This is a genomic window from Arthrobacter sp. AOP29-A2-19 (assembly GCF_058138025.1).
This window is the reverse complement of the sequence record NZ_CM176894.1, coordinates 2,102,285-2,114,469: the sequence shown is the minus strand read 5'-3', so window position 1 is coordinate 2,114,469 and position 12,185 is coordinate 2,102,285. Positions and strand designations below refer to the sequence as shown.

At 68.7% G+C, this 12,185-nt stretch carries 4 protein-coding genes; 1 reads left to right on the top strand and 3 read right to left on the bottom strand.

What is annotated here, in order from left to right; genetic code table 11:
* The first annotated feature begins 352 nt into the window (after positions 1-352).
* Positions 353-5,470: a peroxidase family protein gene (locus tag AC3ZJJ_RS09745; RefSeq protein ID WP_489891626.1), complete on the top strand. Its 5,118-nt coding sequence runs from the start codon at positions 353-355 to the stop codon at positions 5,468-5,470.
* A gap of 113 nt (positions 5,471-5,583) precedes the next feature.
* On the opposite strand, the gene AC3ZJJ_RS09740 is transcribed toward AC3ZJJ_RS09745, so the two are convergent.
* The 3 genes from AC3ZJJ_RS09740 to AC3ZJJ_RS09730 all read right to left on the bottom strand — a co-directional run bounded on the left by AC3ZJJ_RS09740 (position 5,584) and on the right by AC3ZJJ_RS09730 (position 10,771).
* On the bottom strand, positions 5,584-7,356 hold the full coding sequence (locus AC3ZJJ_RS09740; protein ID WP_489891625.1) for an acetyl/propionyl/methylcrotonyl-CoA carboxylase subunit alpha: 1,773 nt from the start codon (positions 7,354-7,356) through the stop codon (positions 5,584-5,586).
* A gap of 764 nt (positions 7,357-8,120) precedes the next feature.
* Positions 8,121-8,831, bottom strand: a complete 711-nt coding sequence (locus AC3ZJJ_RS09735) for a Maf family protein (RefSeq protein ID WP_489891624.1) — start codon at positions 8,829-8,831, stop codon at positions 8,121-8,123.
* Positions 8,828-10,771 carry an MMPL family transporter gene (locus tag AC3ZJJ_RS09730; protein ID WP_489895777.1) on the bottom strand — a complete coding sequence of 648 codons (1,944 nt, stop codon included), beginning with the start codon at positions 10,769-10,771 and terminating at the stop codon, positions 8,828-8,830. Before AC3ZJJ_RS09730 ends, AC3ZJJ_RS09735 begins: the two co-directional genes overlap by 4 nt.
* Positions 10,772-12,185: the final 1,414 nt, after the last annotated feature.

Here is a 12,185-nt window from a genome sequence, read left to right as displayed (position 1 = left end):
TATGGGCGCGAGTCAACTCCCTGTAAAGGGGTTGGGGGTGGCGGTTGTGGATGGGGGCGTCCAACGTGAATCGCCCAGCCGGCTGGCCTGCACGGCGCCGTGATCCGGCCCTCGAAAAAAGAATTACAGATCATGCCTTTACAAATGATTACAGCCCGCTAATAGTTGGTGCCACTTGGGGGCTCGGTCACTCGCGTCGCTCTTTGGGGGAGCGTCCGATCCCTGGTCAAACACGGCCAGCGGCTTTATTTGCCGCGCCGTCATCACCTTGGGAGTGAAAAAATTGAAGAAAATTGGGGACAAGTCCGGGCAACCGGGCAAAAAGTTGGGGGCATTTGCGGTCGGGGCCGCCTTGGTTGCCACGGGTGCACTTGCGCCGATACCGGCGGCATTCGCCGCTCCACCGCCAGGCCAGGACTTCAACGTCACGCAGGGCGACCTGGAATACATCATCAAGCAGGTCGAGATCGCCGAGGCGCACGCCGAAAGGACGCTGACCAATCCTGACGCGTCGCCGCTGTGCGGCAACGGGAAGCGGTTCGACGTCGCGTCGCAGACATTCCTCGACGCCAACAACAAGCCTTGCGTGGGCAATCCGTTGCTGCCGCACGGGCTGCGCACGGTCGACGGGCGGTGGAACAACCTGATGCCCGGCCAAGACGGCTTCGGCACGGCGCAGGAGACGTTCCCGCGTCTCGTTGCCGCGGAGTACGCGGACGCCGAGGTCACCCCCCCGTTCGCGCCGGGGAACAACGCCCCGACGCCCGGCGCCGCGACGAGCTACAAGCAGACGGACGGGTTCGTCTACGATTCGAAGCCGCGCACGATCAGTAACCTGATCGTCGACCAGACGACCGCCAACCCGGCGGCCGAGGAGGTCGCCACGCGCGTCGAGGGCGGTGGCCTGGAGGGCACCACGAACACGTTCATCCCGGACATCGCGACCGACGAGGGCCTCTCGGCCTCGGCCACGAGCCTGTTCACCATCTTCGGGCAGTTCTTCGACCACGGCCTGGACCTCGTGTCCAAGGGCGGCAACGGCACCGTCGTCGTCCCGTTGAAGGAGGACGATCCGCTGTATGTCGCGGGTGGACGCACCAACTTCCTGACCCTGACCCGCGCCACGATCGATAAGGGCGCGGACGGCACGGCCCGCGAGCACGTCAACCGCACCACCCCGTTCGTGGACCAGAACCAAACCTACGGCTCGCACGCGTCCCACCAGGCGTTTATGCGCGAGTACGCGATCGTCGACGGCAAGCCGAAGCCGACGGGACGGATCCTCAACGGGGCCGACGGCGGGCTTCCCACCTGGAAGGAAGTCAAGGACCAGGCTCGAACGGTCCTGGGCATCGAACTGGACGACTTCGACGTCTTGGACGTGCCGTTGCTGGCCACCGACCCGTACGGCCACCTGATCCTCAGCGCTGACGGCAACGCGCAGCTCGCCACCGAGGACGGGCTGGTCGCGGGCAACCGGACCACTCCGATCGCCACGGACGGGCTCACGGCCAACGCGTCGTTCCTGGACGACATCGCGCACGGCGCCACGCCGAAGGAGGGCACCACCGGTGCCGACGGCGTGGTCATTCCCGGCTACGACAACGACTCGCTGGACGCGCACTACATCACCGGCGACGGCCGCGGCAACGAAAACATCGGACTGACCGCCGTGCACCACGTGTTCCACGCCGAGCACAACCGCCTCCAGGCGCAGATCCAGGCCGAACTGGCCGGGATGCCTGCCGCGCTGCGGGACCGCTTCGCCGCGGACGGCTTCTGGGACGAGGGCGAGCGCCTGTTCCAGGCCGCGCGCTTCATGACAGAGATGCAGTACCAGCACCTGGTCTTCGAGGAGTTCGCCCGCCGGATCCAGCCGGAGATCGACACCGTGGTGGTGAACGAGAACTCCTACCAGCCGGACGTGAACTCCTCGATCCGCGCCGAGTTCGCGCACTCCGTGTACCGGTTCGGGCACTCCATGCTGCGGGAGACCGTCCCCGTCGAGCAGGCCGACGGGACCATGGCCGAGGTCAAGTTGCTGGATGCGTTCCTGAACCCGACCATGTTCGCGGAGTCCGGTACGGACGCCGACGATTCCGCCGGCAACATTCTCAAGGGCCTCGCCAACCAGACCGCCAACGGTGTGGACGAGTTCGTCACGGATACGCTCCGCAACCAGCTGCTGGGCCTGCCGCTGGACCTCGCGACCATCAACATGGCGCGTGCGCGGGAGACCGGCACCCCCGGCCTCCAGGCGGCGCGCAAGGCGTTCTTCGCCGAGACCCGCGACCCCGCGCTGCAGCCCTACTCCAGCTGGGAGGACTTCCGGCTCTCGATGAAGAACCCGGAATCCATCGCGAACTTCATCGCCGCCTATGGCAACCACCCGACCGTCACCGGGGCCGACACGCTGGCGGCCAAGCGCGCCGCCGGCACCGCACTCGCGGGCGACACGGCCTTCATGAACGCACCCGCCGCGGAGACCGGCCTCGACGACATCGACCTGTGGATGGGAGGACTGGCCGAGAAGCCGTTCGTCTTCGGCGGCATGCTGGGGGCGACGTTCAACCACGTGTTCGAGAAGCAGCTCGAAGACCTGCAGAACGGCGACCGCTTCTACTACCTGACCCGGAACCTCGGCAACTCGCTCTTCCACGCACTGGAGGCGAACTCGCTGTCCCAGATCGTGCAGCGCAACACCAGCGCGGACCGCGTCCCGCACGACGTGTTCGCGGCACCGCAGCTCACCTTCAACCTCGACGACAGCGTCACGCGCCAGGCCGAGCTCAACACCGCGGGCCTCACCGGCACGCAGGCCACCGGCTGGCGGTTCAGCGGCGACGAGCACATCGTCGTCCAGGACACCGACCAGGCCAGCAGCATCCGCACGGGCATCGGCGACGACTCCGTCTGGGGCAAGGGCGGCAACGACACCATCGAGGGCGACGACGGCGCCGACGCCCTGATGGGCGGCGACGGCGACGACGTCATCACCGACATCTTCGGCGACGACCGCCTCCAGGGCGAGGGAGGCAACGACGCCCTCAACGGCGGACCGGGCCTCGGCGACCTGCTCTTCGGCGGCTCCGGCCAGGACTTCATCGTCGGCGGCCACGACGCCTCCACCACCTTCGGAGGCCTCGGCAACGACTTCATCCTCGGCGGCACCGGGCGCGACAACGCCCGCGGCGACGAGGGCGACGACTGGATCGACGGCAGCACCAACGCCGACCTCCTCGTCGGCGACCTGAGCCAGACCGCGCAAAACGACCCGGGTCTCTACCACGGGGGACACGACGTGCTGGTGGGCCGCACCGGCAACAACGACCACGACGCCGAGGGCGGCGACGACATCATGGTCGGCGGGCCCGGCACCGACCGCTTCGCGGGCATGCTCGGGTTCGACTGGGTCACCTACGACAAGACGACCCACCCGGTCCGGGCCGACATGGACCCCGTCCAGATCGTTCCCGGCGTCGAAAGCGCCATCGTGGACCGGTACGACGAGGTCGAGGCGTTCTCCGGATTCGACGGCGACGACGTCGTTCGCGGCGTCCGCAACCGCGACGCCTTCGCCGACCCCGAGAGGGACAAGATCGGCTACGGCCACCGGCTGACCCAGGCAAACCTGGACCGCGTCGAGGGTCTCCGCGACCTGCTCGGCGGCGGCGAGGAGCCAACCTACGCCCTGCCGTTCCTCGAGGGACAGCCCTTCGACGCCGAAGACATGAACAACAACCTGATCCTCGGCGGCGGCGGCAGCGACCTGATCGAGCCCCGCGCGGGCGAGAACTTCATCGACGGCGACGCCTGGCTCGACACGAACATCGTCTACGGCGAGGAACGCTCGGACAAGCTCGAGCCGTTCATCGAGCGCATCTTCGACCGGACCATCAGCCCGACGGACCTGAAGATCGAACGCCGGATCCAGACGGCCACCGGCGGAGACGACACCGTCGTGTACTCGGTGGACAGTGCCGACGCCACCCTGACCGCGCTGCCCGACGGCCTGGTTCAGGTTGAGACCACCGGACGCGACGCCGCCGTGGACGTGCTGCGCAACGTGGAGCAGCTCCAGTTCAACGACGGCTTCGTCGACATCAGCGAAGGACTCGGCGATCCCGATCCCGAGCCGAACCTGCCGTTGACCGTGGGTCTGTCCAACCCAGGGGTCCCGGTGCTGGGGGCGGCGCTCGACGCCACCGTCGCAGGTGCCACAGCCGGCAGCGAGGTGTCCTTCGAACTGCAGGTCTTCCGGCTCACCCCGGAAGGAACGGAGTTCGCCACCACGACCCAGACGAACACCACCGGCAAGTTCACCATCACGGAGACCGAGGCCGGATTCCCGGTCCAGGTGATCGCCACGGTGACCCCGGTTAACGGCGCACCCTCCCAGGTCGTCTCCGACCGCACGGCCGGCGAACTGACTGTTCTCAAGGAATCCGTCGCCGCCACCGATCCCACGTTCGACGGGGCGGCGCGCACCGTAACGATCCCGGACGTCCGGGGTGTTGCCTACTTCATCGATGGGGAACGCAAGGATCCCGGCACCTACCCGGCCATGAAGGGAAGCGTGACCGCAAAGGCCTCCTCGGAGGACTTCATCGCAGAAGCCCGCACGTGGGACTTCGACCACCGTACCGAAGTCTCGACGGCCAAGCCTTCGTTCGATGCCGCAAAGAACACGGTGACTATCCCGGCGAAGGACGGCGTCGCCTACTCCATCAACGGCGCAGCCAAGAAGGCCGGATCGCACACCTACTCCGGCAAGGGCACCGTGACCGCGAAGGCGGCCGGCGACTCCTACAAGCTGGCCGGCGACGCGTCCTGGACGTTCGACAACTGGAACACGGTGACCGCAACGGCACCAAAGTTCGACGCGTCGAAAAACAAGGTGACGATCCCGTCGAAGGCGGGCGTGGCCTACCTCATCGACGGTTCGTCGAAGAAGGCCGGAACCTACACTTACGCCGGCACCGGCACCGTGACGGCCAAGGTCGCGAGCGGGGCGGACAAGCTCACCGGGACGACATCGTGGAAGTTCGACAACCGGAACTCGGTGACGCCGACGAAGCCGGTGTTCAGCGCCTCCGGAAACACGGTGAGGATCCCGTCGAAGGCGGGCGTCGTGTACTACGTCAACGGGGTGAAGAAGTCCGCGGGTACCCACAAGTACTCCGGCACGGGCACCGTCACCACCAAGGCGTCCAGCGGCTCATACAAGCTGGCCGGAACCACGTCCTGGAAGTTCGACAACCGGAACTCGGTGACGCCGTCCAAGCCGGTGTTCAGCGCCTCCGGCAACACGGTGCGGATCCCGTCGAAGGCGGGCGTCGTCTACTACGTCAACGGGGTGAAGAAGTCGGCCGGTACCCACCGCTACACGGGTAACGTCACGGTGACCACGAAGGCGTCCTCGGCCTCCTACAAGTTGGCAGGTACGCAGAAGTGGACCGCGCGCCTCTAGGGGCGATCCGCTGAAGCCATAAGAACAGGAAGGGCCAGTCAACTTCGGTTGGCTGGCCCTTCCGCTTGTTCGACGTGGTGGTCCTGCCGGGTGGCCGGCGTTGGTCCGGCCGGTCAGTCGGCGATGGTCGCCAGCACGGCGCCGGCGGACACGGTGTCTCCGGCGACGGCGGACAGGCCAGTGATGGTCCCTGCCTTGTGCGCCGTGAGGGGCTGCTCCATCTTCATGGCCTCCAACACGACCACAAGGTCTCCCTCGGCGACCGAATCGCCGTCGCTCACGGCGACCTTCACGATCGTGCCCTGCATGGGCGAGGACAGGCTGTCCCCGGAAGACGCGGCCACCGCGCTCCCGCGCTGCGCCCGCTTTTTCTTCGTTTTGCCGACTGCCCGGCCCGTCGAGCCGTTGGCTCCGCCGAGGCCGGCCGGCAGAACGACCTCCAGGCGCTTGCCGCCGACCTCGACCGTGACGCGCTGGCGCTCTCCGGCGTCGGACTCCTCCGCGGCGCCGGCCGGGGACCAGGACTCGATGCGGTTGTTGAACTCCGTCTCGATCCAACGCGTGTGGACCGTGAACGGACCCTCGGCGGGCACAAACGCGGCGTCGGTCATCACGGCCCTGTGGAAGGGGACGACCGTGGGCATTCCCTCGATCACCAGCTCGTCGAGTGCGCGGCGGGCGCGCTGGGCGGCCTGCGCGCGGGTCGCGCCGGTGACGATGACCTTGGCGATCATCGAGTCGAAGTTGCCGGAGACGCTCTCGCCCTGCTCGACGCCGGAATCGATGCGGACGCCGGGGCCCGTGGGGAACACGAGCGTGGAGATGGTGCCGGGAGCGGGCATGAAGTTGCGGCCGGCGTCCTCGCCGTTGATGCGGAACTCGAACGAGTGTCCGCGGATCTCGGGGTCGGTGTATCCGAGCTCCTCGCCGCGCGCCAGGCGGAACTGTTCGCGGACCAGGTCGATTCCGGTGACCTCTTCGCTGACCGGGTGCTCGACCTGGAGGCGCGTGTTGACCTCCAGGAACGAGATGACGCCGTCCTGGCCCACGAGGAACTCGCAGGTTCCGGCGCCCACGTAGCCGGCCTCGCGGAGGATCGCCTTGGAGGCCTGGTAGAGCCGGGTGTTCTGCTCGTCGGTGAGGAACGGCGCGGGTGCCTCCTCCACGAGCTTCTGGTTGCGGCGCTGCAGCGAGCAGTCGCGGGTCGAGACGACCACGACGTTGCCGTGGACGTCCGCCAGGCACTGCGTCTCGACGTGCCGCGGGGCGTCGAGGAAACGTTCGATGAAGCACTCGCCGCGGCCGAACGCCGCAGTGGCTTCGCGGACCGCCGACTCGTACATCTCCGGGATCTCGTCGCGCGATCGGACGACCTTGATTCCGCGCCCGCCTCCGCCATATGCGGCCTTAATGGCCAGCGGAAGACCGTGGTGGTCGGCGAACTCGAGAACCTCCTGCGTGCTGGACACCGGATTCTTCGTGCCGGGCACCAGGGGAGCGCCGACCTTCTCCGCGATGTGGCGTGCCTGGACCTTGTCGCCCAGTTGCGCGATGGCGGACGGGGGCGGGCCAACCCACACCAGCCCGGCGTCGACCACCTTCTGGGCGAACTCGGCGTTCTCGGACAGGAAGCCGTAGCCGGGATGGATGGCGTCGGCGCCGGAACGGGCCGCGGCGTCGAGGATCTTGTCCATGACCAGGTAGGAGTCCGCCGCCGTCGATCCGCCGAGCGCGTAGGACTCGTCGGCGAGGCGCGCGTGCAGGGAATCGACGTCGGGCTCCGCGTAGACGGCAACGGAGGCGATGCCCTCGTCACGCGCCGCTCGGATGACGCGCACGGCGATTTCGCCGCGGTTGGCGATGAGGACCTTTGTCAGGGGGGTCATGGCAGGGGTTTCTCCTTCACGTTGCTGCTCTGGAGCCTACCTGCGCTTGTGGGGTTTCCACGCCAGCACGCAAGTTCCTCCGTGCGTCCGGCGAAGTTTTTTGTAGGGACCCTACAAGGGTGCCGGGTGCCGCGTTGCCAGACGGCCGGGCATGACCGTGCGTGATTGGCAGGCCGGCGCGTGGCCATGCGACTCACGCGGGGCATGCGCCGTCCCAGCTCGGTCGGAGATACTCTCTGGGGCTATCCGCTCGTGGCCGTACCCAAGGATGTGGCGGTGGCCGTGGACCGCCGGGGACGTTCCGGGTACGATCCGCCGGTCGAGCGCGCCTTCCGTCGGCGAAGCGCACCCTGGGCGCCGGATTTCCCGGAGTCGGTTTTGGCGTCGGGCCCTCTTGTTACCCGGCCCGGTGCGCGGGATCGAATCCGGCGGATCCATCTTCTGGCCTGTGCGCCGCCGGAGGTCCAGCATTCGGTTGCGGATGCCGAGGGGGCTTTTGCGCGGACCGTCTGCCACTGGCCGGGGATGCGTTTGGTGGGGGAGATCGACGGCCGGGGGAAGTGCCAACGGGCCGCGTCGGAAGCAGGCCGGGATGTCGCGGACATCGTGATGGCCGAGAAGGACCGCGAGAACCGGATCCGCCGGACCGGCCGCGATGTCGCGAGGTGGGATTGGGCCTTCGCCCGGGATCCGGGGCGGCTTCGGCGGCTACTGCTTGGTGCCGGCGTTCCGCTGGCGCGGGGGCATCGGGGGGCGGATCGGGACTACTCCCAGAGGTCCGTGATGGAGAGCCCCGCCGCGGACAGCAACTGCCGGAGCGTGGAGACGGACAGGCCCACCACCGCGTTCGGATCCCCGTCGACGCCGCGCACGAAAGCGGCTCCGCGGCCGTCGATGGTGAAGCCGCCGGCGCAAGGCAGCGGCTCGCCGGTGGCCACGTAGGCGTCGATCTCGTCGTCCGTGGCGTCGACGAACGCCACGGTGGCCGAGGCCACGGCGCCGACGGTTGCCCCCGTTCCGCCGTCGCCCGGTTCCTCGCTGCGGTTGTCGATCAGCCAGTGGCCGCTGTGGAGCACGCCCGACTTGCCGCGCATGCTCCGCCAGCGCTCGGCGGCGACATCCGCCGTGTACGGCTTGCCGTACGCCACGCCGTCGAACTCGAAAACCGAATCACAGCCCAAGACGACGGCCCCGTCGGCCGCCTCGAGGGTGGCCACCGACTCGGCCTTGGCCCGGGCGAGCAGAAGGGCGGTGTCGTGGGCGTCCAGGTCGCCGAGGCGTTCGACGGCGTCGCGCAGGACAGCGTCCTCGTCCACCTCGGACACCACGACGTCGTAGGAGACGCCGGCCGCCGTAAGTATCCTGGCGCGGCCCGGTGAGGCCGAGGCGAGGACCAGCAGGGATGCCTCCTGGTCTTGGGAGAAGTCTCCGACGATCACGGACGAGTCCCGGTCCACGTTGTTCGATTCACTCATACGTCAACCGTAGCCTTACGGCCCCCGCCGTTGGCGCCATCCTGGTCGTCGAAGAACCAGTCCGATGCGCCGTCGTCGGCCGTGGCCGGCCGCTCCTTGGGCGAGGCGTCGCCCGCGGCGTCGAGCTTGGCGCCCTCGACGTCGACGTCGGGGAGGATCCTGTCCAACCAGCGCGGGATGTACCAGGCCTTCTCGCCGAGCAGATGCATCACGGCCGGCGTCAGCGTCATGCGGACGATGAACGCGTCGAACAGGACGCCGACCGCCAGCGCGAACCCGATGGCCCGGATCATGGTGAGGTGCGAGAACACGAAGCCGGCGAACACGCTGCCCATGATGAGCGCGGCGGCGGTAACCACGGGCGCCGAATGTGCGAAGCCGGAGCGGACGGCCGAGCGCGCGTCCTGGCCGTGCGCGAACGCCTCCCGCATTCCCGAGACGAGGAACACCTGATAGTCCATCGCCAGCCCGAAGAGGATGCCCGTGAGCAGGATCGGCAGGAAGCTCATGATCGGCCCCGGGTTCTCCACCCCGAACACGTTGCCCAGCCATCCCCACTGGTACACGGCCACGGTCGCGCCGAATGCGGCGGCCAGCGAGAGCAGGAAGCCGATGGTCGCGATCACGGGAACCACTATGGAGCGAAACACCAGAAGCAACAGGATCAAGGACAGTCCGACGACGATGCCGAGGTACGTCGGCAGCACTTCCGCCAGACGTTCGGAGACGTCCACCTGCGCGGTGACCTGCCCGGTCAGGGCGATCGAGGAGCCGGTGTCCGCCTGGATCCGGTCCGCGGCCCCGCGCAGGGTGTGCACGAGTTCCTCGGTGGCCTCGCTGGCGGGGCCGTCCTGCGGGATCACCTGGATGACGCCCACCGTGTTGGTGTCGTTGACTCCCAGGGGGACTGCCGCGACCACTCCATCGAACGCGCGGACCGCGTCGGCGACGTCGAGGTTGGCCTCGGTGGCGCCGCGGTCGTCGAGGCCCTGCGGCAGGTCGGCCACGACGATGATGGGTCCGTTGTACCCGCCGCCGAAGCTGCCGCTGATGTAGTCGTAGGCCTGGTGGGCGCTGGACTCGACCGGTTCGGCGCTGCCGTCGGGAAGGGCGGTGCGCATCTGTGCCGCGGGCACGGCGATGATGCCGAGCACCACGATCGAGACGACCGTTGTCAGCCAGGGCCGCTTGGTGGCGAACGCACCCCAGCCCCGGGCGCCGTCGTCGTTCCCGTGGCGGGCGGCGCGGCCTTGCGAGGCCTTGGCCCACGCGCGCTTGCTGACCAGCCGCTTCCCGATGATCCCCAGGAGCGCCGGGGTCAGGGTGAGCGCGATGAGCACGGCGACGGCGACGGTGAACGCGGCGGAAAGGCCGAGGACGGACAGGAAGGGAAGGCCGGGCACGGCCAGCGCGGCGAGCGCGATGACGACCGTCAGGCCGGCGAAGACGACGGCGTTTCCGCTGGTTCCGGTGGCGCGGCCGATGGACTCCTCCATGTCCATGCCGTCCAGGAGCTGGCGGCGGTGGCGGTGGACGATGAACAGCGAGTAGTCGATGCCCACGGCCAGCCCCAGCATCAGCGCCAGGGCAGGGGTAATCGAGGCCATCTCGATGAGGCTGGAGAGGGCCAGGGTCCCGCCGACGCCGACCGCGACGCCGAGCACCGCCATCACCAGCGGCAGGCCGGCGGCAACGAGTGTTCCCAGCATGGCCAACAGCACGGCGGCGGCGACGGCGAGCCCGAGGATCTCCGCGATACCGAAGATCGAGGAGAGGTCCTGGACGATCTCCTTCGAGTAGTAGACCTGGACGCCCTCACCCTCGGGGGCCGCAGCGATGTCCTGGATCGCCGCACGCGTCTCCGACGTGAGGGAGTCGGTGCTGCCCACGAACGTCAGGCTGACGGCCGCGGTGGTGCCGTCGGCGGAGACGAAGCGCATGCCTTCGGTGGAGGCCGCCTGGCGTTCCCCGAGCGCGAGCTCGTCCTCGCCGTCGGCAAGCTCGCGCTCGCCGTCGACCAGCTTCCGTTCGGCCGTCGGGATCTCGGCGGCCTTCTCCTTCAGCGTTGTCTCGCCGTCGGCCAGCTTGGCCTCGTTCGCGGCGATCTTCTCGAGCCCCGTGGCGATCTTGTCCCGGTTCGCCGCGATGGCGGCGGCACCCTCTGCGAGCTTGGCCTCGCCGGAGGAGACCTGGGTCGCGGCGGCGTCGAGCGTGGACTGGTTGGCCGTCAGTTCCGCCCACCCCGTGGTCAGTTTCTGCTTGGCCGCGGCGAGTTGGGCACGCCCGGCGGCGAGCTCCTTCTCCTTGGCCACCAACGTCTCGCGTGCTTGGGTGATTTGCGCGGATCCCGAGTCGAGCTGGGCCCTGGATGCCGCGAGCGAGTCGAGTCCGCCCCGCGCCCGAGTGATGGACGCCTGCCGCTGCGCGAGCGTGTCGCGCTGGTCTGCGACCTCCTGTTCAGTCGGCAGATCGGCGATGCCGGCGTCGATCTCCGCCAGCCGTGCCTCGCGTTCCTCGTCGGTCAAGGACTCGTCGGCCTCGACGGCGGCGCGCTGCTCCTCCAGCGAGGTCCGGGCGGCCGCGGCCTGGTCCAGCTGGGCCGTGCCCTCGTCGATCGAGGCCTGGCCCGTGTCGAGCTTCTTGTCGGCGGCGCCGAGGGAACGGACGTCGAGCTGCGCGAGCAGCCGCGCGACGCCGGCGGCGTACTTCTTGTTGCCTTCCGCGAGCTCCGCGTCCTTTTGGGTCAGCTGAGCTTGGCCGGCGGCCAGCTGCTTGGCGCCCGCCGCGATCTTGCCGGCGCCGGAATCGTAGTCCCGCTGGCCGTCGACCAGCTTGGCGCGTCCGGCCTCAAGCTGGCTGAGGCCCTTGGCGAGCTGCGCCTTGGCGGCGTCCAGCTCGCTTTGGCCGGCCGAGAGCTCCGAGGCGGCCGCCGCCAGCTGTCCTTGCCCGTCCTCGAGTTCCGCCTTGCCCGCAGCCAGCTGTTTCTTGCCGTCGGCGACTTCCTCTTTGCCGTCGGCCAGCTGTTTCTTGCCGTCGGCCAGCTGCTGCCGGCCGTCCGCGAGCTCGGCGCGGCCGTTGGCCAGCTGCTCCCTGGCGTCGGCGACCTCGGTCCGTGCCCCGTCCAGGTCGGACTGGAGCGCGAAGGGATCCCGCACCTCGCGGACGTCCTCCATGTCCTGGAGGTCGCCCAGCGCCGTGGCGATAGCCGTGCGCTGCGCGTCCGTGAAGGCGCTGCCGTCGGCGGTCCTGTAGACCACCGAGCCGGTTCCGCCGGCGAACTCGGGGAGCTCGGTCTTCAGGCGGTCAAGCGTCCGCTGCGTTTCCGTGCCGGGGATCGAAAAGGAATTGACCAGC

Excerpts from the sequence above, each read along its gene's own strand:
- AC3ZJJ_RS09740 (WP_489891625.1), bottom strand. The coding sequence starts at position 7,356 with ATGACCCCCCTGACAAAGGTCCTCATCGCCAACCGCGGCGAAATCGCC.
- AC3ZJJ_RS09735 (WP_489891624.1), bottom strand. The coding sequence starts at position 8,831 with ATGAGTGAATCGAACAACGTGGACCGGGACTCGTCCGTGATCGTCGGA.
- AC3ZJJ_RS09730 (WP_489895777.1), bottom strand. The coding sequence starts at position 10,771 with ATGCGCTTCGTCTCCGCCGACGGCACCACCGCGGCCGTCAGCCTGACG.